Origin of the sequence: Pannonibacter phragmitetus (genome assembly GCF_050510895.1) — a bacterium.
GTDB lineage: Bacteria > Pseudomonadota > Alphaproteobacteria > Rhizobiales > Stappiaceae > Pannonibacter > Pannonibacter phragmitetus_B.
Map to the genome: position 1 here is coordinate 846274 of NZ_JBNINT010000001.1, position 20850 is coordinate 867123.

The window sequence follows — 20850 nt, forward strand, 5'->3', positions numbered from 1 at the left end:
CCTCTCCTTGTCCGTTGACCGGCACATGGCCGGTGGTCTGAATGCGGGGAGGATTACTCCTCGATCAGATGGCCGATGCCAGCCCGGAAATAGTCGTAGCCAGTGTAGAGCGTCAGAACAGCCGCAACCCAGAGGGCGACAAGGCCGGACAGTTCGGTTCCCGGCAGCACCTCTTCACCGGCGGGGCCGGCCAGAAGCAGGGCAAGGGCTACGAGCTGAACGGTGGTCTTCCATTTGGCCAGTTTAGTGACCGGCACGCTAACACGCAGCTCGGCCAGAAACTCGCGCAAGCCGGAGACCAGAATTTCGCGGCACAGGATGATGATGGCGGCGATCAGCGACCACCCGCCGATGTCACCCTTTGCGACCAGCAGCAGCAGACAGACGGACACAAGCAGCTTGTCGGCAATCGGGTCCAGCATCCGTCCCAGCGCGGACTGCTGCTGCCAGGCACGTGCCAGATAGCCATCGAAGAAGTCGGTCACAGCCGCGGCGATGAAGATGGCCAGGGCAATCCAGCGCGCCGTGTTGCCCTCAAAATAGAAACATCCCACCACGGCAGGCACCGCCAGGATGCGCGCATAGGTCAAAAGGTTGGGCAGGGTCAGGGCGACGTGTCTGGCCATGTGCAGTATCTGCTTCGCGTCTCGGGCGGCGGGTCAGCCGGACACAAGCATGAGGGCGGGCAGGTGTCAACGCATCTGGTAGATGAGTGACTTTGACAATGCGAATTCCCTGAGGCCACTTCCGGCATGGGCCGGCAAGCGAGCTTGATCCGGGCGGCGGGGCAGCTTAGGTTTTGTGATCACAAAAGGCAGAAGGAGCCTGCGCATGCGCCTCAACGAACTGGGACAGCCCATCGGAGAACCCGTGGAAGGGTGGCGTGGGGCCCGGGCGCCGGCCGCGCAGGTGCTGCAGGGGCGCTGGTGCAGGCTGGAGCCGCTGAGTGCCGCCCGCCACGGCGCGGAGCTTCATGCCGCGTGGTCCGCTGACGCAGAAAACCGTGTCTGGACCTATCTGGCCTATGGTCCGTTTGCCGAAGAGGCAGACTGCATTGCCTTTCTGAAAACGATGGAAGGCAAGGCGGACCCGATGATGTTCGCCATCGTTGATGAGGCCAGCGGCAAGGCCATGGGGGTTGGCAGCTATCTGCGGGTGGAGCCTGCAACAGGCTGCATCGAGGTTGGGCATCTGAACTTTGCCCCGGCCCTTCAGCGCACGCCACTGGCGACAGAGGCCATGTATCTGATGATGCGCAATGCCTTCGAGGAGCTGGGGTTCCGGCGCTATGAGTGGAAGTGCGACGATCTCAACGCCCCTTCGCGTGCCGCTGCCGCACGGCTGGGCTTCACCTTCGAGGGCATCTTCCGGCAGGCCACCGTCTACAAGGGCCGCAACCGCGACACGGCTTGGTTCTCCATCCTCGATAAGGAATGGCCGCGCCTGAAGGCCGGTTTCGAGGCCTGGCTCTCGCCGCATAATTTTGATGAAGATGGGCGGCAAAAGCGCAGTCTGGCCGAGTGCCGGGGGGACTGAAGGGGCGGAGCAGACCCAAACTCCGCGCAGCCCCGGCCTTGTGCCGGGGCCTGTTCCGTGTCGCGGCGGGTAGAGTTCAGCGGCCTTGCGCCCCTGACAGGTCCCGGATCTTTGCTCCGCTCTCGTCCGGGACGGCGCGGAGAGCGTGGGGCGCTAGAGAGTGGCTGTCCCTCTCCCTTCAGCTCTTGAAGATCAGATCGCCCTGCTGGTCAATCAGGAGCTTGGCCTTGCGGATGGTGAATTCGGCGGCTTCGTCGCGGGTGGGCAGCTGGTCGGCGCGGATGAAACGATGCTCGCGGTCCTCGCCGTCAATTTCCTTCAGGATACGGCCTGCGATCTGCCACTGGCTGCCAGCCTGGCGCGGCTCGGCGATGATGCGGCAATTCTTGTAGTCCTCGGTGGCCACGGGGGCCGGGGCTGCATCGGCGGAAGATCCGCCCTTGAACAGTGATCCGAACAGTTTTCCCAGCATCTGCCTGTCCCGTCCTCGCGGTTTGAAGTGATCTGCGTTCCGTCATGCCACGGCTCTTGATGCTGACGCATCACGCCTTGACATTGCTCAGTCGCAGCGCGGCCCGAGATCACGGTCGACCCAGTGGCGGCGGCAGAGCGAAACATAGGACTCTTCGCCGCCAATCACCACCTGTTCGCCTTCCTCGACGATCCGGCCGCTGCCGTCAAGCCGCGCAACCATGGTTGCCTTGCGCCCGCACCAGCAGATCGTCTTGATTTCCTTCAGGCTGTCGGCCAGCGCCAGCAGTGCCTTGCTGCCGGGGAACAGCTTGCCCTGAAAATCCGTACGCAGGCCGAAGCACATCACCGGCATGCCGAGACGGTCAGAGGCATGGGCCAGCTGCCACACCTGCTCCTCCGTGAGGAACTGCGCCTCATCGACAAAGACGGCATCAATGGGGTTCGCTTCGTGCGCCTTGCGGATATGGTCGAGCAGGTCATCGCCAGCACGGAAGATGTCAGCTTCTGCAGTGAGGCCGATGCGCGAGGAAATGCGGCCGACGCCGGCCCGGTCATCCACGGCAGCCGTCAGCAGCAGAGTGCGCATGCCCCGTTCCACATAGTTGTAGGAGGCCTGCAGCAGCACCGTCGACTTGCCGGCATTCATGGAAGAGTAGTTGAAATAGAGCTTGGCCATAGGTTCCGCGCCGGTCAGTTCGCATCGGCGGGAATCGGTCCCGCTGTCTGTCACACTCTTGCCATCCGGCGGGGCAGACACAAACGGATGGGAACTGGCGGCAGGCATAAACTGTGGAAGGCGCCGCCGGCATGCGTCATCAGGGAATGGCGATGTCCACGATCAGCGGCACATGGTCAGACCCTACGTCGCCGCCGATGGTGACGTTCCGGATTGTCACCTCGTCCGAGACGGCGGCGTGATCCACTGCAGAGCCCAGAACCCACCGCAGCCGGTAATCATAGAAGAAGCGGGTAATCACCGGCACGACAGCAGGGAACCGCACCCGGAAACCCGCGTGTGAAAGCAGATTACCGAAGTGGCTGGAAAGGGGGAGGTGTTCCAGTCGCCGATGATAACCGCCGGCTCCGATGCCGGCAGCCCGGCAATGACGCCGGCAAGTGCTGCATAATAATCCTGCCGTGACTGCCAGCGGCAGGGCGTACGGGGGCTGTCCGGGTGCACGGCAACAAGATTGAACGGTGAGCCATCCACATCCAGCGCGGCCGTCAGCACCTCGCGCTTGCCGTAACGCTCAGGGCCGCATTCTCCTGCCACAGGCGTGATCGTGCTGGCGCGTATGGGATAACGGGAAAAGGCGACAACGCCCCCAGATCCCCGATCAGGAAATTGCTGAAGTAGGGGCCGAGGCCAATCAGCGGCGTGTCATCACCCTGACGCTGCCGGTAGCGCATCTGATAGGGCCACTCTGCTTCCTGAAACACCAGAACGTCCGGCTTGAGGCTTTCCAGATAGGCCATGAAGTCGGGATCGCCAAGATAACGTGTCTCCAGATTGATGGAGACGATGCGCAGGTTTTTCGTGCCCGGCACGCGAGCTTCAGCCAGTCCGGGAGCAACGATCCTGTAGGTATGATAAAGCGCGAGACCGAGCGCCACGGACAGCACAAGGCCTGTCAGCAGAAACAGCCGCCGCACTGTCTTGCCTGGACGCGGGCGTCCGGCGAGACGGATGCAGATGGCGGCGAGAAACACGGCTGCAAAACCGCCGCCAATCAGCTGCGGCAGGAAGAAGCTCATGTTGTCGGCAAACCAGACCTCCGGCGCAACAAAGGGACCGAAGGCAAGCAGGCCAAACATCAGCGCAACAAGCAGGCCCATCACGGCAGCAAGGCGCAGGAGCCGGGCGAAAAGCGAAATCCTGCCGCCGGTTTGGTCTGTCATCTGGCCTGCCGTCTCCTGTTGCACCGCAATGCTGGCTGGCCACTCCTAGCACGAGGCCTCATTCGTGGAAATGATCGTAGACCAGCTTTGCGACCGATTCCGAAATGCCGGGCACGGCCATCAGGTCATCAATGCCAGCCTTGGAAACGGCCTTTGCCGTGCCGAAGTGGCGCAGCAAGGCGCGCTTGCGGGCAGGGCCGACGCCGGAAATGTCATCCAGCGGATTGCGGGCGATGTCCTTCTTGCGCTTGGCCCGGTGGGTGCCGATGGCAAAGCGGTGCGCCTCGTCGCGCAGGCGCTGCACGAAGTAGAGCACGGGATCACGCTCCGGAAGCATGAAGGATGGGCGTCCTTCCATGAAAAACTTCTCCCGCCCCGCATCCCGGTCAGGACCCTTGGCGATGCCGACCAGCGGCACATCGGTGACGCCCAGTTCCGTCAGCATCTCCCGCACGGCATTCAGCTGGCCCTGACCGCCGTCAATGAAGACTAGATCCGGCCAGGCGGGCATGTCGGCATTGCTGGCCTGAATGCCATCGTCTTCCTCGTCATCCTCAAGGCCGGTTTCTTCGGCACTCTCCGGTACCGGATCATCGGCTGCGGCCAGAGGCGTGCGCGCATGTTCCTTCAGCAGCCGGGAGAAGCGGCGCGTCAGCACCTCGCGCATCATGCCGTAATCGTCACCTGGGGTGATGTCCTGGGACTTGATGTTGAACTTGCGGTACTGGCCCTTGGCGAAGCCCTCCGGCCCGGCAACGATCATGCCGCCGACTGCATTGGTGCCCATGATATGCGAGTTGTCGTAGACCTCGATACGGCGCGGGGCGGCGGGCAGGCCGAAGACTTCCGCAACGCCCTGCAGCAGGCGCCCCTGGCTGGAGGTTTCCGCCAGCCGGCGGCCAAGCGCCTCGCGGGCGTTGGTCAGGGCGTGGTCCACCAGTTCCTTCTTCTCGCCGCGCTTGGGAACGGCAATCTCCACCTTGCGATCGGCCCGCTCGGACAGAGCCTGAGACAGCAGGTCCATTTCCTCGATTTCATGCGACAGCAGGATCAGGCGCGGGGCGGGTTTGTCATCGTAGAACTGGGCAAGGAAGCTTTCCAGAATGGCGGCTTCCTCGATTGATTTGTCAGCCTTGGGGAAGTAGGCGCGGTTGCCCCAGTTCTGGCCTGTGCGGAAGAAGAACACCTGCACGCAGGTCTGCCCGCCTTCCTGATGGATGGCGACCACATCCGCCTCATCGACGGTCTGCGGGTTGATACCCTGATGTGACTGCACATGGGAGAGCGCCGCCAGCCGGTCCCGGTAGACAGCGGCATGCTCGAAGTCGAGCCTCTGGGAGGCGGCCTCCATCTGGGTGGCCAGCTCCTTCTTCACCGCCTGGCTGCGGCCGGAGAGAAAGCCGCGCGCCTCGGCGACGAGCCGGGCGTAGTCCTCGTTCGAGGTCTCGCCCGTGCAGGGGCCTGCGCAGCGCTTGATCTGGAACAGCAGGCAGGGGCGGGAGCGGTTCTCGAAATAGCTGTCCGTGCAGTTGCGGATGAGGAAGGCCTTCTGCAGCGCATTGATCGTGCGGTTGACCGCACCTGCTGAAGCAAAGGGGCCGAAATAGTCGCCCTTGCGACGCCGTGCGCCGCGATGTTTGACGATGGCGGGCGCCGTATGGTCGCCGGTCAGCAGGATATAGGGGAAGGACTTGTCGTCGCGCAGCAGCACGTTGAAGCGCGGACGCAGGCGCTTGATCAGGTTTGCTTCCAGAAGCAGGGCTTCCGTCTCCGTGCGGGTGAGCACGAATTCCATGGCAGCGGTGGCCATGATCATCCGCATGATGCGGTTCGATTGCCCCTGCAGGCGGGTGTAGCTGGTGACGCGCTTCTTCAGGCTTCGGGCCTTGCCGACGTATAGCACGTCGCCATTCTCATCCAGCATGCGGTAGACGCCCGGCCCCATGGGCAGGCGGCGCACGACATCGGCAATCACTTCGACGCCCTTCTTGCCGCTGGTGTTCTCGTCCTGTGCAGAGGTGAAAGACACCTCAGGCGCAACAGGGGCCTCGACGGTCTCTTCGGCCTCTTCCGGGCGGTCCATGGCTGAGGGGCGGGATGTCATGATTTCAATATACCTCGGCCGGGCCTGCAAGCCCGGCGAATCTTCACCAACGTGGCGCCATTCTAGACGGCTTGTGACGTGACGCTAATATGGGGGCGTAAGGCGCCGGGAAAATGCGGGTGAATTACTCGCCAACGCCCACCACATCCGCTGTTTCCCAGGCAAGGTGCTGTCCGCCATCCAGAGCCAGCATCTGTCCGGTAACCGAGCGCATGGCCCAGAAGTGGCGGACGGTCGCGCCAAACTCTTCCGGTGCCGGCCCGCGATGCAGCAAGACCGCCTGCTGCTGGCGGGCGAAGTCCTCTTCCGTCTGGCGCTCATTGCGGAAGCTGGGGCCGGGGCCGATGGCGTTGACGCGAATGCGCGGGGCCAGCGCCTGCGCCATCATCCGGGTTTGCTCCCACAGCGCCGCCTTGGAAAGTGAATAGCTGACAAATCGCGGCGTTGTCTTCCAGACGCGCTGGTCAATGATGTTCACCACCAGCCCCTCGGACTGTGCAGGCAAGGCGCTGGCGAAAGCATCCGTGAGGAAAAGAGGGGCTTTCACGTGAATGGCAAAATGCGCATCGAAAAGGGCCGGGTCGAGCGCGCCAGCTTCGTCGGGCTGGAAGATGGAAGCATTGTTGATGAGGAGGTCCACCCGTCCGCCAGCCTTTATGGCAGCGGGAATGAGGCCAGCCAGATCTTCCGCTTGCGTCAGATCAGCCTCCAGGACATGTGCCTTTCCACCATCTGACAGGATCGACTGCTTCAGGGCTTTTGCCCGCTCCAGACCGTGGTGGGCATGGAGGAGCACGGTCCAGCCATGCGCCGCCAGATCGCGGGCAATTGCTCCGCCGATGCGGCTGGATCCGCCGGTGATGAGTGCCGTTCCGGCCGCCTGTGTCATTCGTGCTTGTCTCTCGGTCAATCTGGTGCTTTGAATACGGCGGAATGCTCAACGCGGATCAACATACCAGAGCCGCTCATTGCATTGGATTTCTTGCACTTTGCAACGGTGGGCAGCTTCTGCCGCCAGGGTTTACCGGGTGCTTACCATCCCGAAAGAACCTTTGGCTTGCCACGATATCTCCATAGTCTGCCAAATTTTCCGACACAAACGGGGATCATACCTCACAGCGGGTGAGGATGGGGATGGCCGCGATGATACTCGGCTGTCTTGCCCATGAGGTATGTTCCTCAACTTTGAACCTGTATTGCGTGGAGCAAAAACATGAAGAGTCTCGCAGTTGCTGGTGTGTCCCTGTTTGCGTTCGCCGCAGCGGCTCCGGCATTCGCTGCCGACCTCCCTGCGCCGGCCGCACCGGTCACCTATGATCAGGCTCCGATCCCGGATGCTCGCTTTGACTGGTCCGGCTTCTACTTCGGTGCGAACGCAGGCTGGGCTTGGGGCGAGTTCAAGAATTCGTCCGCTCTGACGGGTAACGTCAAGAGCAACGTCAATGGCCCGGCCATTGGTATCCATGGTGGTTACAACTACCAGATCACGCCGAACTTCCTGGCAGGTGCTGAAGCTGACTTCCAGTACCGTGATCTTGACAAGAGCAGCTCCGGAAACGGCGTTTCGATCAAGAACTCGTCCAACTGGAACGGCTCGCTGCGCGCCCGTGCGGGTGTCGTGTTTGACCGTCTGATGGTCTACAGCACCGGTGGTCTGGCAATCGCCAATATCGAGACCAATGTCGCTGGCACCAAGCGCGATGAAACGAAGACCGGTTGGGTCCTCGGCGCTGGTGTCGAAGGTGCTCTGACTAACAACATCACTGCCCGTGTCGAGTATCTGCACTCCGACTACGGCCGTGACAACTTCAGCGTCGGCGGCGTGAACCAGCGCGTGAAGCTGCAGGACAACGTTACCCGCGTTGGTCTGAGCTACAAGTTCTGATCCCGGTCCTTCCGGACGATCAAGACAAGGGCCCGGCGGACATTCCGCCGGGCCTTCTTCATTTCAGTGTGCCGTCCTGTCAGGCCGGCTGAACCCGCGTTTTGTCAAACATCGGCACATGCGCCTCGAAACCATCCAGCCATGTGACCAGATGAGGGGCCTGCTTGCGCCAGGCGCCTTCAAAGCGCAGATCCAGATAGCCGAGAGCGCAGGCAAGGGCGATCTGACCGGCATCCACGCCGTTGGTGACCTTGACCGGCGCGGGAGGCGCTGCTTCCAGAGAGGACAGGGCGCGGGAGACCTTCTCCGCCTGATAGCTGATCCATTCGCCGGAGCGCTTCTCCTCCGGACGGAAGCGCGTTTCATAGACCTGCAGAATGCTGGCATCCTGCATGCCGTCGGCCAGCGCCTGCAGGCGCAGCACCTCGAAGCGGCCTTCGCCTGCCGGAATGATGCAGCCGCCGCCAGCCACGAAATCCAGATATTCGACGATCACGCGGCTGTCGTAGAGCACCGTGCCGTCTTCCAGAATGAGGGCCGGGATCTTGCCCAGCGGATTCTGCAGGCGAATCGTGTCCGCCGGATTCGTCGTATCGGTGGCCTGGATCTCGATCTTGTCGAGGATACCGAGAACGCTGGCGGCAATCTTGCACTTGCGGCCAAAGGGGAGGCAGGCGAAGAGCGCAGAATGAGCATCGGGCTGAAATCTCCTTTGTGGAGACATCAGTTGTGCATGCCCTTCGCGCTGGCGCAAGGCCACTATGCAGGCCTTTCGTTTGCCACGCTCAGCAGCAGGTTCACCTGTCAGGGAGCCGGAACGTCGAGGCTGGAGGCACGGCAGCCGCTGCGGTCAACTGAGGGGCAGGTCCGGAATTCAAGGCCTTTCGTCAGGCAGATGCGGACCTCAGTCAGGACGCCCCGGTTGCAGGATACGGCCATGCCTTCGCGGGTGAGGCCCGGGTTTGCCGCAACAAAGGCTGCCTCGGCGCCGTCGGGACTGATCCTGCTGCGGCGGGTCATGCGTGAGAAGGTGCCGGGAATGCGGATCTTCTCAAAGGCCTGACGGGTCTTTGAAAAATAATCCGACGGTGCCAGCCCGGAGCACGTGCCATGCTTGCGCCACTGATGCTGGACGAGCCCCTGGCTTGGCATGATGTCCAGCATCGACCGGATGTCACCAGCCGAAGGCGGAAGGTCACGCGGTAGCACACAGTAATCAGACCATCCCCGCTCGCGCTGCGGCCAAAGTCCGTGGACGATGAAGCGATAACTTTTGTCGCTGCCGCATTGTTGCGGGTTCGCCCGCTGCCGGTTCAGGGCGCAATAGGCGGGTGACCATGACAGGGCGAGGACATAGAAATCAAAGGGCTCTGGCGTACTTCTGTCCTGCGCGGCAGCCAGGGGCGGCAGCAACAGCTGGGGTAACAGGGCCAAAACAAGGCATGTCAGCCGTATCAATGCGCTGGCCCCTTCCAGAAATTTCTCATGACCGGCCGTCAGGGCCGGATTGCCTTGCACTTGCCATCATACACATGCCACTTGTCCAGGCCGGGCAGGCAGGCCTGCACGCCCCATGTCTGGCCGAGAAAGCCACGGCCTTCCGCGACGCGGAAGTAGACCGTCTGCTGCCTGCCATTGGACAAAGTCGCCAGACCGGAGCAATAGCGCTGGGCGTAGGGGCTGCCAAGCGGTTCGCGGTAAGCGGTCTGAGAAACGCCGCCGATGGCGTGAATGGTGATGCCGTTCCTGTAGTCCTTGTCTGCTGTGGCGATGCGGGCCATGGCAGCGCGGAGGACGGATGGCGTCTCACAGGCCGGGAGGCGTTCGGGCGCAGGGGCAGAGAGCGCAGGGGAAGATACGCCCAGTGCTGCAACAAGACCTGCGGCTGCCAGTATGATGGAGCCTGACTTCAGACATGCGCGCATTTCGCTGAACCTTCCCTTGCAAAACATGCTTAGAAAATCCGCGAAACCTTGCGGGAAGCCTGCGCCGCCGTCAAGCGGTGTCTCTCCTCGCCGTCCTTGCTGAGCCGGTTGCTCCGGGCGCTGGTCAAGCTGATACGGAACCGGAGCAGCTCAACTCAGCCTGCATCGGCCGGTGGCGTCTCGATGTCATTCGTCCAGAAGCTGGAAGATCCGGGCAGATGCTCCCGGGCCTTGCGCCAGAACCTCTGCCAGCCAGGGCAGGGTGTTGCGCATTTCATCCGCCAGTGTGAAGGGCGGATTGATGATGGTCATGCCTGACCCCTTCATCGGACGGTCGGGTGCGCTGTAACCGGCGTTGAGTTCCAGAACCAGCACGTCGCGCAGCTCCGCCTCTTCCAGCGTCCGGTGAAAGCGTTCCACGCTCTTGCGGTCCTTGAGCGGATACCACGCCAGATACATGCCGCTGCGCCAGCGCTTCCAGGCCTTGATCAGCCCGTCCGCCATGAGTTCGAACTCATTGGTGACTTCGAAGGCCGGATCAATCAGCACAAGGCCGCGCTTCTCCTTGGGCGGTACGAAACTGCCAAGCGCCAGCCAGCCGTCCAGATGGATGGTCTTTACCTGCCAGTCGCCTTCAAACCGGGCGGCGAGCGTCTCGAAGTCGGCGGGATGCAGCTCTGTCAGCGTCAGCCGGTCCTGCGGGCGCATAAGGGCACGGGCAAGGGCAGGGGAGCCGGGGTACTGGGTGAGTTCGGTGCCCGGGTTGAGTCCCTTCACCACATCGAGCCAGTCTGCCAGCACGGGCGCTGCCTTGGCCGGAACATCCGCCGCCAGAACCCTGGCGATGCCTTGCAGCCATTCGCCGGTCTTCTGCGTCTCCTCGGCGCGCAGATCATAACCGCCAATGCCCGCATGGGTGTCGATGATGCGGAACGCGGCATCCTTGCGCTGCATGTAGGAAATGCAGCGGGCAAGCACGAGATGTTTGAGGACATCGCCGATGTTGCCGGCGTGATAGGCGTGCCGGTAATTCATGTGGTGGTCCTCATGTCGAAAGAAGCGGTGCTCGGATGGGCTTTATGGGGAAGAGGCGTGCCTGGCAAGGGGAGCCTCGCGGCCCAGGACCCGGACAGGGGCACAAGGCAGAGCGCTGCTGGCGGCTTGGCGTCTCCGGCTCGTCTCACCCGCCCGTGCCGGAGCGGCTGTCAGCACAGCAAGGGGCTGCCGCTGAAAAGAAAACGGTGGCCCTCCGGGGAAGGCCACCGCAATCTCACCGGACCATGGGTCCGGCATCAGGCCAGATCAGTCGTCGTAGCCTGCGTCGTCGTCCTGGCCGTCCTGATCGCTGGAGGTGGCTTCACCTTCCAGAGCCTGCAGGTTCACAGCCTTCGGGCCCTTGCCACGGCGATCCGGCTCGGTCTCGAAGGAGACGCGCTGACCGCTGTCCAGAGCCTGGAAGCCCGAACGCTCCACAGCCGAGATGTGGACGAAGACATCGGCGTCGCCGTTGTCCGGGGTGATGAAGCCAAAGCCCTTGTCGGCCTTGAAGAACTTCACAGTGCCCATCTGGCGCGGGCCGCGCTCGACCGGACCGTCGAACTCGGGACGCGGACGGCGCGGGCCGCCATCACCGTCACCACCGCCGCCGAAGCCACCACGGCCACCGCCGCCGCCGCCATAACCGCCGCCACCGCTGCGTCCGCCGCCGTAGCCGCCGCCGCCATCACGGCCGCCGCCGTAACCGCCGCCGCCGCTGCGTCCGCCGCCGTAGCCGCCGCCGCCATCACGGCCGCCGCCGTAACCGCCGCCGCCGCTGCGTCCACCGCCGTAGCCGCCGCCGCCTTCACGGCCGCCGCCGTAGCCGCCACCGCCGCCATCACGGCCGCCGCCGTAACCGCCACCGCTGCGTCCACCGCCGTAGCCGCCACCGCCATCACGGCCGCCGCCGGCAGAAGCGTATTCCTCGCCACCGCCGTAACCGCCGCCAAATCCGCCACTACGGCGGGGGCGCTATAGTCACCACCGCCGAATTCACTGCCGCCGCCGCCGAAATCGCTGCCGAAGTCCTGCGGACCGCCGAACTCACGCTTGCCGCCGCGCCGTCCGCGCGAGCGCCGGTCCGAATCGCCATCGTGCATTGCTGAAACACCCTATTTGCGTGCCGTCTTCACGGCTCCGACCCATTCCTATCTCTCCCGCACCGAAGTGCGGACGTTCCATGCAGCCTGCTGACCCCGCAAGGCCAACGGACTTGCCACTGCCAACAACATGGTATTGGGAAGAAACAACGCTGCCGCAACCCGATCCAATCCGCCGCAGAATTATCATAGCTATGAAAAACGGCTCCCGGCAAGCGAATCCTTACCGGACGATGGTCTAAAGGTCACAAATGCCGCAACGTGATTTGAGTGTCAGGGCTCTTGCTGTCAGATCTCGCCGGTAAACGGCTGGCTTCTGCCTTACAATCAGGCATTTCAGGCTGCCTTCTGCCAATCCGGAGGTGCGCCTTCCGGCCTTCCATCTGATCTGCGGCTTGCGGGGCCGGGGGCTGCAGGCTACTGACACAGCAGATGCCAGCTTTCAGGAGCCCGAAATGACTTCAGCCGACGGTGAAGCGATGCAGGATGGCCTGCCGCCCGTGCAGATTGCCGTGATCCCGGTGACGCCCTTCCGCCAGAATTGCTCCCTCATCTGGAACCCGCGCAGCATGAAGGGCGTGGTGGTGGATCCGGGTGGCGACGTCGAGGTCATTCTGGAGACTGTTGCCGCTTACAAGGTCGAGGTGGAACGCATCCTCATCACGCATGGCCATATCGATCACATCGCCGGCGCTGCGGATCTTGCCGATGCGCTCAAGGTTTCGATCGAGGGTCCGCATCTGGCGGATCAGATGCTGATCGACCGTTCGGAAGGTCAGGCGCAGCAGTTCAACATGCCGCCGTTCCGGAAGATCGAGCCGGCCCGCTGGCTGGATGAGGGGGACACGGTGGATATCGGCGGGCTGGTGTTTCAGGTGCTGCATTGCCCCGGCCATGCGCCCGGTCATGTGGTGTTCTACAATGCCGATCTGAAGTTTGCGGTGTCCGGGGATGTGCTGTTTGCCGGTTCCGTCGGCCGCACCGATCTGCCAGGCGGTGATCATGCCACCCTGATCCGTTCCATCCGCGAAAAGCTGCTGCCGCTGGGCGATGACGTTACGTTCCTGCCCGGACACGGCGACCCGTCGACCTTCGGTCACGAGCGCCTGACCAATCCGTTCCTGCGCTGACATCAGCCAGATATGAAAGAAGGGGCCTTTCGGCCCCTTCGTCATGTTCACAGAAGCGATTTGAGCTTCTCGAGCTTCTCGTTCACGAGCCAGCCGTAGTAGTTTTCCTGGGGCCAGGTGTTGCCGCTGCGGCGGAACTGGGCCGCGCGGCCCCACGGGTCCCCGAGATTGTACAGCGTTGCCGTGATTCCGGGATTGTTGGAAATGTCCACATCACCGACGATCCGGTAAGCCTCGATGGCGTCCTGTATGATCGCTGCCATGTAATGCAGCGAGATGTTCGGATCCATCGTCGCCTGGTAGACGTCGCGGGCATTGTCGGCGGTCAGGCGCTGCAGGCGGCTCTGGCGGGCGACCCGGTCCGTCATCTTCAGCACCGTGAGCGGGCTGAGCTGGCCGAGGCCAAAGCTCTGGCCCGAGAAGAGCGGCTGGAAGAAGGTCTCGTTGAAGTTCGTGCGGGGGTAGCGTGTGCCGTCCACACTCTTGCCGCGGAAGTCGCTGTCCCAAACCCGCTCGTAACAGGTCCACAGCTTGTGGCTGTCGTTCTGGTAGGCCTCGGTGTTGCAGGCGCTGAACTGCGGCTTCTGGACGAAATCCGTCACGTTGACGCCGCCATGGGCGAAATTCAGGCTGACACCGGCATAGGACAGGGCCTTGACGTAATAGCTCTGGGCGCTGTCGAGGCTGTCATAATTATAGGTGTGTTCGCCGACGATAGCGCCGATCATGTGGACCGGATCAATGTCATACCGGGCGGCAACACGCTTGATGTCGGAGATCAGGGCGGTGTCGCGGCGCAGCACGCCCAGAACGCGCTCGAACTTGGCGTCATAGGTCGAGCGCATGGCCGCCGTGCGCCGTGCCGAGGCAAAGGGTATCGCGGGCTGTTCCGCATTGCGGTTGCCCGGAGGCACGCTGCGCGGCGCAGCAGACGCCTCTGCAAATGCACCGAGGAGAACCGACGCCGAAAGGCCAGCCGCTGCGAGCTGACGCGCGGCGAATTTCACGCTGCGTCCCGCCAGACGCAATCCATTAAACATGCTCATGCCTGACTCCAGGCCCCCGCCGGGAGGAATAGACGGGGCTCTCCGCAAGATACAAGTCCAAAACAAGGAAACTCACCGGAGCACACGCGTAACTGGAAGAGTGTTGTTTCCAGTCCACAATACGGTGCTCTCAGGCATGCGAACCCATACGCGAGGCCAGCGCCCGAATCAATGTCCACGGGCGCTTATACCGCATCATCCAGAGCTTTGGCGGCAAGGTTTCCGGCAGGTGTGGCGGTTTTATATCACGTCTCCTTGAGCCGTGGTGTAAGCCCTGTCAAGGCCTGCATGATACTGCAGGGGAATGGATGGCGGAGACGGCGGTTACCGGCGCGTCTGCCTTGGTCCCATACGCAGGCGGACGGGTGACGGCACCTGCAGCAGGTCCAGAAACTCCCGGTGCTGACGCAGGCCGCAAAGCTCACGCTGGATCACCACATGCCAGAGTGCTTCGGCTGCTTCCTCCAGCCGCTCCTGCTGACGCGATCGAAGCCTTTCGTCTTCTGGCGCTGCGGCCAGACGCCTTCCGGCCCCCTCGAGCCGGGCCAGGGCTTCGTCCAGCTTGCGGGTCAGGCGGGCGAGTGTTCCGGCTTTCTCCGCCATCACGTCCTGAGCAAGGGCAGCGGCGAGCGGGTCCTTGTCTTCCATTCTGTACTGGCTGGGCGGGCGTACGCTCATCGCTGCCTGTCTCCCGGCAGGTTCATTCTCTATGCCCGGGCAGGGGCGTGACCTGCTGTTTCGCCGTGGGCCAGCAGGGCCGACTTGCGCCAGAGCCATACCATTGTAGCCAGTTTCAGCAGGCAGGGAACTGCGGCATAGGCGATGCTCAGCGCCACGGCGGTCTGTGCTGTCAGCGGTTCTCCCGGCTGGTAGCCGGCCAGACCGAGTGCGGGCAGGGTGAGGCCCGTTGCCAGCGCCAATGCGCCCTTGGTGAACAGCGCCATCACGGCATAAAGACGGCTTGCGGCGCCTTCGCTGCGGCTGCGGGCGATGTGGTCGGCGAGGATCGAGGCAGGCAGCGCCAGATCCGCCCCGAGCGCCAGACCCGAGAGCAGGCAGATCGCCGTATAGGCTGCGATATCGCCCTCACCGATGAAGATGGCCCAGACGAAGGTGAAGACGCTCAGCCCCATGGAGGCAGCCCAGGCCTGCAGCTTGCCCATCCGCCGGGACAGCAGCTGCCACAGCAGCATGGAGGCGGCGCCGGACAGGAAATAGGCCAGCAGGAAGAGGCCTGTCAGATCTTCCGCGCCCAGACGGTCGCGGATGAAGAAGATGACCAGAACCGCCGGAATGGCGCTGGCGAACGTGTTGGCCAGATAGATGGCGAAGAAGCTCCGCCGCCACCGGTCACCCGTCACATCCTGCCAGCGGAACGCAGGGCTTGTTCCGTCTGCCTCCTGCGCCAGCGGCGCCCGGCGCAGCCACCGCAGCAGCAGCACCAGAGCAACCGCCAGAAGGGGCAGATAGAGCCAGGCGAGGCGGGAGAACGCAACTTCCTTGCCGGCCCCCTGATCCAGCACCGTTGGGGCAATGGAGGCCAGCAGCAGGCCGATCAGCCCCAGCGCCTCGCGCCATCCGGCGATCCGGGTGCGCTCGTGTTCTGCGGCGATCCACAACCCGCCGAGGGCCTGCAGGTTGATGGCGACAATGGAATAACCGGTGGTGCAGAGCAGGATGGACAGGGCGAACCAGCCGAGTGCTCCCTCCCCGGCGGGCGGTGTGAACACCATGAAGAAGCCGCCGCCCAGCAGCAGGCTGCCCAGCATCAGCACCAGCCAGCGCAGGTGGGAAAAGCGGTCGCTGAGGCTGCCGATCAGCGGATCCTGGACGGCATCCACCAGCCGCAGCAACAGAAGCACCCCACCGAGACTGGCGAGAGGAACGCCCAGCGTTGCGGCATAGAAATCCGGTGCATGCAGATAGACGGGCAGCCCGGCAAAGGCGAGCGGCAGCGCCATGAAGCCGTAGGCCAGGAGAGCCCCCTGCCTTTGTGCAGGTCCGGTGACGGTGCCGCAGGCAAGGGGGCGCTCATCAGCGGGCAGATCCGGTCAGGCTGGCCTGCAGGCTCGGGTTTGCCGTGTTGTCACCCAGCCAGATGGCAAAGAAGCGGCGGGAAAAGTCGGCATCATTGATTGTGCCGATCTGCTGGCCGTCCTTGTAGAAAATGGCTTTGCCGGAGGCATCGCGAACGCCGGTGATGGAGGCGCCCTGGGTGACATCCGGGAAAATGGCACGCATCTTGTCGCCCCATTGCTTCAGCTTGGCCTCGTCCTGCATGCCCTGACGGCGCATTTCGTCGACGGAGCGCTTCGCAATGTCCGCGCCTTTGAAATTACGCAGGTAGGTCAGCTTCAGGGCAAAGGGCTTTGATGGCGAATAGCGGCCCTGCGGGGCGTAGAGCTCAGCGTCGAAAACGCGGAAACCGAAATAGGTCATGCGGCCCTGACCGACGAGTTCGGCAGACGGGACAAGCCGGGCGGCTGGCCCCGCGTCTGCTGCGGCCATGCGGGGCATGGCTGTTACGGCCAATGCCAGCAGAAGGCCCATGACAAAAGCGATGACGATGCGGCGCGACTGGGTTCCGGTGAAGCCGCCTGCGATGGCGTGGGACATGCTTCGCGCACGTGCTGCGCGGATGGCGCCGTGCTGCTCTTGCGGCGGGGTGATGGACATAAACTCATCCTCCTGTCTGCCTTCCATTCCTGACCTTTACGCAATGCAATGCGTGCTGGATTGTTCCCGGTCCGGAGACGAGGTCAGGCGGAGCTGCACGGGAGCGTGCTGGCGGCTCTGCCTGAGGGCACACTTCGAAGAGGCTCAAATGCCGATCGGGCTTGACTAGAGGCCCTTCTCAAAGGCCTCCCGCGCCCGGTGGCCTGCAGGCGAGTTCTGGAAGCAGATGTGGAATTCCGGAACGCCAAGAAGTCTGCTGTTGAACTGCAGATCTGCAGCTGCCTCCTTCAAGTCCTGCGAGCTGCCTACAAGGTGCTCGAAGACCTTGAGGTCGATCACCGCAGCTTCGATCTTTCCTTCTACGAGATTGCGCAGGTTTTTTCGTCGCTTGTTGTTTCCACAGCGTGAATTCTGCGGGTTGCGGCCATGAGGTCAAACATATCGCCATTTTTGTATCCGCGAACTGTACCAATCCGCAGATCTGCAAGATCCCCGATCTCGGTCCATGTCAGGGGCTTGCGGCGATGTTCGGCGAGGCCGAGCGGGCTTCTTGCAAACGGTTGCGAGAAAAGGCAGCGGTTGCCATCCGCTTCTGCGTCAGCCTCAACGGAGTAATACTCGGGAAACACGCCTGCATAGTCCTGGTTTTCAGCCGCAAGCGAGACCGCGCGGTGCCATGGATGCACCTCTATGACGACATCCGAGCCCACCTGCCTGAAGGCTTTCCGGACAACTTCTGCAAGGGGGCCGGATCCATCTGCGAAGATATGCGGCGGCCATTCCAGTGTTGTCAGACGCAAGACGGAGTAGGTCTCCGGGCTGGCACTTGCCGGGGCGAATGGCGGCAGCAATGCGGAGAGCAGCGCGGCGCAGCTGAAAAATTTCACTGCTCGTCTGGTCAGACACCTCACCACATCCTCCTCCTGCAGGTGCCAGTTTCTTGCAGTCTATCCTACGTTTCTCAATGGAAGATAAATTCTTCTTGTTCGGATACGAGGTGGAGAAGCTGATTTTGGAATAAAGATCTGCAAAATCTATTGAGTGCCGCACTGGAGAGCCTGGTTCTCGAAGAACTTTGCCAGCAGGCACTCATTAGCAAGAATAAGATCCACAATCTAAGCTGTCAGTGCTTAAGAAATACGGAATTCGTTCGACTAGTCTTGTGGTGGGGGCGGGCAGACAACGTCCCCGGCTCTTGGTGCCATGGAACCTCCTGCAATGACATTCGAGGAGCCCGCAGCGATACAGCTTTTCTGTGGTGCCGCAAGCCGTACGGCAGGCTGCCCCTCGATGAAAAGCCCCGGCACTGTCTCGAACATGCCCGCCGGACAACCCGCCACATCCGCAAGCCGCAGCGCAGGCCGTCCGTTGATGAAGACCGACCGCGCACCCGTCACCGCACATGCCGGCAGTTCCGCCCCCGCTGCCAGAACCGGCAGGGCAGCGAAGGACGGCAGGGCGAGGGCTGCGGCGAGGAGGAGAGGGGACGACTTCACTGCCCCGGCCTTCCGGTCTTGCGGGAGCGGCCTTTGCGGCGTTTTTCGTCTGCCGGGTCCTCGTAGGAGCCGATGCCGGTCTTGCCACGCGGAGTGAGATGCGGGGCGTCCTCTGCCTGGATGATGGGCTTTTTCGGCAGCGGCCCTGCATGGGCGGGAACCTCTGTACGGCCGACGGTCATTTCGTCCAGCGAGTTCTTGCGCACCTTTGAACTGGGCGCTGGCATGCTTGAGGACTTGGCCGCGCGGGCGCGGTCTGCTGCCGTTTCCTTCTTCTTGCCGCTGGCGCCTTCCTTGGAGCCGCCTGCGCCATAGAGGCGTTCGCCTTGATAGCTGCCGCCTTGCTCTTCCACAGCGGACTGGCGGGCCAGGGGATCGCTGCTGAGGGCAAGTTCGGTTGCCTGCAGGCGGCGGATTTCGTCGCGCAGCCGGGCGGCGGTTTCGAAGTCGAGATCGGCTGCAGCTTCGCGCATCTGCTTTTCGAGGCTTTCCAGATGGGCCTTGAAATTGTGCCCGACCAGATTGCCGTCCTCGGCAAAGCCAGCATCCACGGTGACGTGGTCCTGCTCGTAGACGCTTTCCAGAATGTCGCCGATGGAGCGCTTCACGCTTTCCGGGGTGATGCCATGTTCGGTGTTGTAGGCGATCTGCTTCTCGCGGCGGCGGGTGGTTTCCGCCATCGCCCGCTCCATGGAGCCGGTGATGTTGTCCGCATAGAGGATGACCTTGCCATCCACGTTACGCGCGGCACGGCCGATGGTCTGCACCAATGACGTTTCCGAGCGCAGGAAGCCTTCCTTGTCCGCATCCAGAATGGCGACAAGGGCGCATTCTGGAATGTCGAGGCCTTCGCGCAGCAGGTTGATGCCCACCAGCACATCAAAGGCGCCAAGGCGCAGGTCGCGGATGATCTCGATGCGCTCCAGCGTGTCGATGTCCGAGTGCATGTAGCGCACCCGCACGCCGTTTTCGTGGAGATACTCGGTCAGGTCCTCGGCCATGCGCTTGGTCAGGGTGGTGACCAGCGTGCGGTAGCCCTTGGCGGATGTCTCGCGCACCTCGCCCAGCAAGTCGTCCACCTGCGACGAGGCGGGACGCACCAGAACCGGCGGGTCGATGAGGCCGGTGGGGCGGATCACCTGCTCGGCGAAGACACCGCCGGATTCATCCAGCTCCCACTTGCCGGGGGTGGCGGAGACGGCGATGGACTGGGGCCGCATCGCGTTCCATTCCTCGAAGCGCAGCGGCCGGTTGTCCATGCAGGAGGGCAGGCGGAAGCCATATTCGGCCAGCGTCGCCTTGCGCCGGAAGTCGCCCCTGTACATGGCGCCGATCTGCGGCACGGTGACATGGCTTTCGTCGAGGAACACCAGTGCGTTGTCCGGCAGGTATTCAAACAGGGTCGGGGGCGGCTCGCCCGGCTTGCGGCCTGTCAGATAGCGTGAATAGTTCTCGATGCCGGCGCAGGAGCCCGTGGCTTCCAGCATCTCCAGATCATACATGGTGCGCTGTTCCAGCCGCTGCGCTTCCAGCAGGCGGCCATGGGCGTTCAGCTCTTCCAGCCGCTGCTTCAGCTCGGTCTTGATGGAGCGGGTCGCCTGCTGCAGCGTGGGCTTGGGCGTCACATAGTGCGAGTTGGCGTAGATCTTGACGCTTTTCATCTCGCCGGACTTTTTGCCGGTGAGCGGGTCGAATTCGGTGATCGACTCCACCTCGTCGCCAAACAGCGAAATGCGCCAGGCCCGGTCCTCAAGGTGGGCCGGGAACAGTTCCACCGTGTCGCCGCGCACCCGGAAGGTACCGCGCTGGAAGGCCGCGTCGTTGCGCTTGTATTGCAAAGCCACCAGATCGGCCAGCAGCTGGCGCTGGTCGATGCGCTCGCCCACCTCCAGCGCGAAGGTCATGGCCGTATAGGTCTCGACCGAGCCGATACCGTAGATGCAGGAGACGGAGGCGACGATGATCACATCGTCACGTTCGATCAGGGCGCGGGTGGCCGCGTGGCGCATCCGGTCGATCTGCTCGTTGATCGAGGATTCCTTTTCGATGTAGGTGTCCGTCCGCGGCACGTAGGCCTCGGGCTGGTAATAGTCGTAGTAGGAGACGAAATATTCGACGGCATTGTCCGGGAAGAAGCTTTTGAACTCACCATAAAGCTGCGCCGCCAGCGTCTTGTTGGGCGCCAGGATCAGCGCCGGGCGCTGGGTGCGGGCGATGACCTGCGCCATGGTGTAGGTCTTGCCCGAGCCGGTGACGCCCAGAAGAACCTGCGTCTGCTCGCCGCTTTCAAGGCCGGAAACCAGCTCCGCAATGGCCGTGGGCTGGTCGCCGCGCGGCTCATAGGCGGATTTCAGCACGATCGGCACACCGCCTTCGGACTTCTCCGGCCGTTGGGGCCGGTGCGGCACCCAGAGCTCGCCGTTCTTGTGCAGCGGATTGCCGCTTTCAATCAGCGCCGAAAGCGCGGCAACGGTGGCCGTGGCCCCCTGATTGCCGGACAGCTCCGGCAAGGCGTTACGGCCCTTCTTCTTTTTGTTTTCC

General features: G+C 63.0%; 25 protein-coding genes. 3 read left to right on the plus strand and 22 right to left on the minus strand.

What is annotated here, in order from left to right:
- Window positions 1-53 precede the first annotated feature (53 nt).
- Window positions 54-626 (minus strand): CDP-diacylglycerol--glycerol-3-phosphate 3-phosphatidyltransferase, encoded by a 573-nt coding sequence (gene pgsA, locus ACQB61_RS03970; protein ID WP_430511580.1) that lies wholly within the window; start codon window positions 624-626, stop codon window positions 54-56.
- Window positions 627-831: 205 nt separating this feature from the next.
- On the opposite strand from pgsA, the gene ACQB61_RS03975 reads away from it, so the two are divergent.
- On the plus strand, window positions 832-1536 hold the full coding sequence (locus ACQB61_RS03975; RefSeq protein ID WP_430511581.1) for a GNAT family N-acetyltransferase: 705 nt from the start codon (window positions 832-834) through the stop codon (window positions 1534-1536).
- Window positions 1537-1714: 178 nt separating this feature from the next.
- Here the strand turns inward: ACQB61_RS03975 and ACQB61_RS03980 are convergent, their stop codons facing one another.
- The 7 genes from ACQB61_RS03980 to ACQB61_RS04010 all read right to left on the minus strand — a co-directional run bounded on the left by ACQB61_RS03980 (window position 1715) and on the right by ACQB61_RS04010 (window position 6902).
- Window positions 1715-2008 (minus strand): HlyU family transcriptional regulator, encoded by a 294-nt coding sequence (locus tag ACQB61_RS03980; RefSeq protein ID WP_430511582.1) that lies wholly within the window; start codon window positions 2006-2008, stop codon window positions 1715-1717.
- 87 nt (window positions 2009-2095) lie between these two features.
- On the minus strand, window positions 2096-2686 hold the full coding sequence (locus ACQB61_RS03985) for a thymidine kinase (RefSeq protein WP_430514283.1): 591 nt from the start codon (window positions 2684-2686) through the stop codon (window positions 2096-2098).
- Between the two features lie 139 nt (window positions 2687-2825).
- Window positions 2826-3011, minus strand: coding sequence for a hypothetical protein (locus ACQB61_RS03990; protein WP_430511583.1), 186 nt, complete (start codon window positions 3009-3011; stop codon window positions 2826-2828).
- The gene (locus ACQB61_RS03995; RefSeq protein ID WP_430514284.1) at window positions 2984-3307 is read right to left on the minus strand and encodes an endonuclease/exonuclease/phosphatase family protein; all 324 of its coding nucleotides are present in this window, start codon (window positions 3305-3307) and stop codon (window positions 2984-2986) included. Before ACQB61_RS03995 ends, ACQB61_RS03990 begins: the two co-directional genes overlap by 28 nt.
- Complete coding sequence (locus ACQB61_RS04000; RefSeq protein ID WP_430511584.1) at window positions 3235-3909, minus strand: hypothetical protein; 675 nt, start codon at window positions 3907-3909, stop codon at window positions 3235-3237. The genes ACQB61_RS03995 and ACQB61_RS04000 overlap by 73 nt, the downstream gene beginning before the upstream one ends.
- Before the next feature lie 58 nt (window positions 3910-3967).
- Entirely contained in the window at window positions 3968-6013 is a 2046-nt protein-coding gene (uvrC, locus tag ACQB61_RS04005; protein WP_430511585.1) for an excinuclease ABC subunit UvrC, read from the minus strand.
- A gap of 124 nt (window positions 6014-6137) precedes the next feature.
- Window positions 6138-6902 (minus strand): SDR family oxidoreductase, encoded by a 765-nt coding sequence (locus ACQB61_RS04010; protein WP_430511586.1) that lies wholly within the window; start codon window positions 6900-6902, stop codon window positions 6138-6140.
- Between the two features lie 324 nt (window positions 6903-7226).
- On the opposite strand from ACQB61_RS04010, the gene ACQB61_RS04015 reads away from it, so the two are divergent.
- On the plus strand, window positions 7227-7898 hold the full coding sequence (locus ACQB61_RS04015; protein ID WP_430511587.1) for an outer membrane protein: 672 nt from the start codon (window positions 7227-7229) through the stop codon (window positions 7896-7898).
- A 79-nt stretch (window positions 7899-7977) separates the two neighbouring features.
- Here ACQB61_RS04015 and ACQB61_RS04020 read toward each other — a convergent pair whose 3' ends face one another.
- The 6 genes from ACQB61_RS04020 to ACQB61_RS04045 form a co-directional block, all read right to left on the minus strand.
- The gene (locus ACQB61_RS04020) at window positions 7978-8622 is read right to left on the minus strand and encodes a glutathione S-transferase family protein (protein ID WP_430511588.1); all 645 of its coding nucleotides are present in this window, start codon (window positions 8620-8622) and stop codon (window positions 7978-7980) included.
- Window positions 8623-8702: 80 nt separating this feature from the next.
- Window positions 8703-9311, minus strand: coding sequence for a ribonuclease T2 family protein (locus tag ACQB61_RS04025; protein ID WP_430511589.1), 609 nt, complete (start codon window positions 9309-9311; stop codon window positions 8703-8705).
- A gap of 83 nt (window positions 9312-9394) precedes the next feature.
- Entirely contained in the window at window positions 9395-9823 is a 429-nt protein-coding gene (locus tag ACQB61_RS04030; RefSeq protein WP_430511590.1) for a cytoplasmic protein, read from the minus strand.
- 186 nt (window positions 9824-10009) lie between these two features.
- Window positions 10010-10858, minus strand: a complete 849-nt coding sequence (locus tag ACQB61_RS04035; RefSeq protein ID WP_430511591.1) for a 23S rRNA (adenine(2030)-N(6))-methyltransferase RlmJ — start codon at window positions 10856-10858, stop codon at window positions 10010-10012.
- Window positions 10859-11125: 267 nt separating this feature from the next.
- Window positions 11126-11389 (minus strand): cold-shock protein, encoded by a 264-nt coding sequence (locus tag ACQB61_RS04040; protein WP_430511592.1) that lies wholly within the window; start codon window positions 11387-11389, stop codon window positions 11126-11128.
- Entirely contained in the window at window positions 11377-11961 is a 585-nt protein-coding gene (locus ACQB61_RS04045) for a hypothetical protein (protein ID WP_430511593.1), read from the minus strand. Before ACQB61_RS04045 ends, ACQB61_RS04040 begins: the two co-directional genes overlap by 13 nt.
- 455 nt (window positions 11962-12416) lie before the next feature.
- On the opposite strand from ACQB61_RS04045, the gene ACQB61_RS04050 reads away from it, so the two are divergent.
- Complete coding sequence (locus tag ACQB61_RS04050; RefSeq protein ID WP_430511594.1) at window positions 12417-13091, plus strand: MBL fold metallo-hydrolase; 675 nt, start codon at window positions 12417-12419, stop codon at window positions 13089-13091.
- 47 nt (window positions 13092-13138) lie between these two features.
- Here ACQB61_RS04050 and ACQB61_RS04055 read toward each other — a convergent pair whose 3' ends face one another.
- The 8 genes from ACQB61_RS04055 to uvrB all read right to left on the minus strand — a co-directional run bounded on the left by ACQB61_RS04055 (window position 13139) and on the right by uvrB (window position 20819).
- Window positions 13139-14137: a DUF1402 family protein gene (locus ACQB61_RS04055; RefSeq protein WP_430511595.1), complete on the minus strand. Its 999-nt coding sequence runs from the start codon at window positions 14135-14137 to the stop codon at window positions 13139-13141.
- Window positions 14138-14461: 324 nt separating this feature from the next.
- Entirely contained in the window at window positions 14462-14815 is a 354-nt protein-coding gene (locus ACQB61_RS04060) for a DUF6665 family protein (protein WP_430511596.1), read from the minus strand.
- Between the two features lie 29 nt (window positions 14816-14844).
- The gene (locus ACQB61_RS04065) at window positions 14845-16098 is read right to left on the minus strand and encodes an MFS transporter (protein ID WP_430511597.1); all 1254 of its coding nucleotides are present in this window, start codon (window positions 16096-16098) and stop codon (window positions 14845-14847) included.
- Between the two features lie 73 nt (window positions 16099-16171).
- Window positions 16172-16813 (minus strand): chalcone isomerase family protein, encoded by a 642-nt coding sequence (locus ACQB61_RS04070; RefSeq protein WP_430511598.1) that lies wholly within the window; start codon window positions 16811-16813, stop codon window positions 16172-16174.
- 165 nt (window positions 16814-16978) lie between these two features.
- Complete coding sequence (locus tag ACQB61_RS04075; protein ID WP_430511599.1) at window positions 16979-17152, minus strand: hypothetical protein; 174 nt, start codon at window positions 17150-17152, stop codon at window positions 16979-16981.
- Window positions 17153-17172: 20 nt separating this feature from the next.
- Complete coding sequence (locus tag ACQB61_RS04080; RefSeq protein WP_430511600.1) at window positions 17173-17523, minus strand: hypothetical protein; 351 nt, start codon at window positions 17521-17523, stop codon at window positions 17173-17175.
- Between the two features lie 444 nt (window positions 17524-17967).
- Window positions 17968-18309 (minus strand): hypothetical protein, encoded by a 342-nt coding sequence (locus ACQB61_RS04085; protein ID WP_430511601.1) that lies wholly within the window; start codon window positions 18307-18309, stop codon window positions 17968-17970.
- Window positions 18306-20819, minus strand: coding sequence for an excinuclease ABC subunit UvrB (gene uvrB, locus ACQB61_RS04090; RefSeq protein ID WP_430514285.1), 2514 nt, complete (start codon window positions 20817-20819; stop codon window positions 18306-18308). The genes ACQB61_RS04085 and uvrB overlap by 4 nt, the downstream gene beginning before the upstream one ends.
- Window positions 20820-20850: the final 31 nt, after the last annotated feature.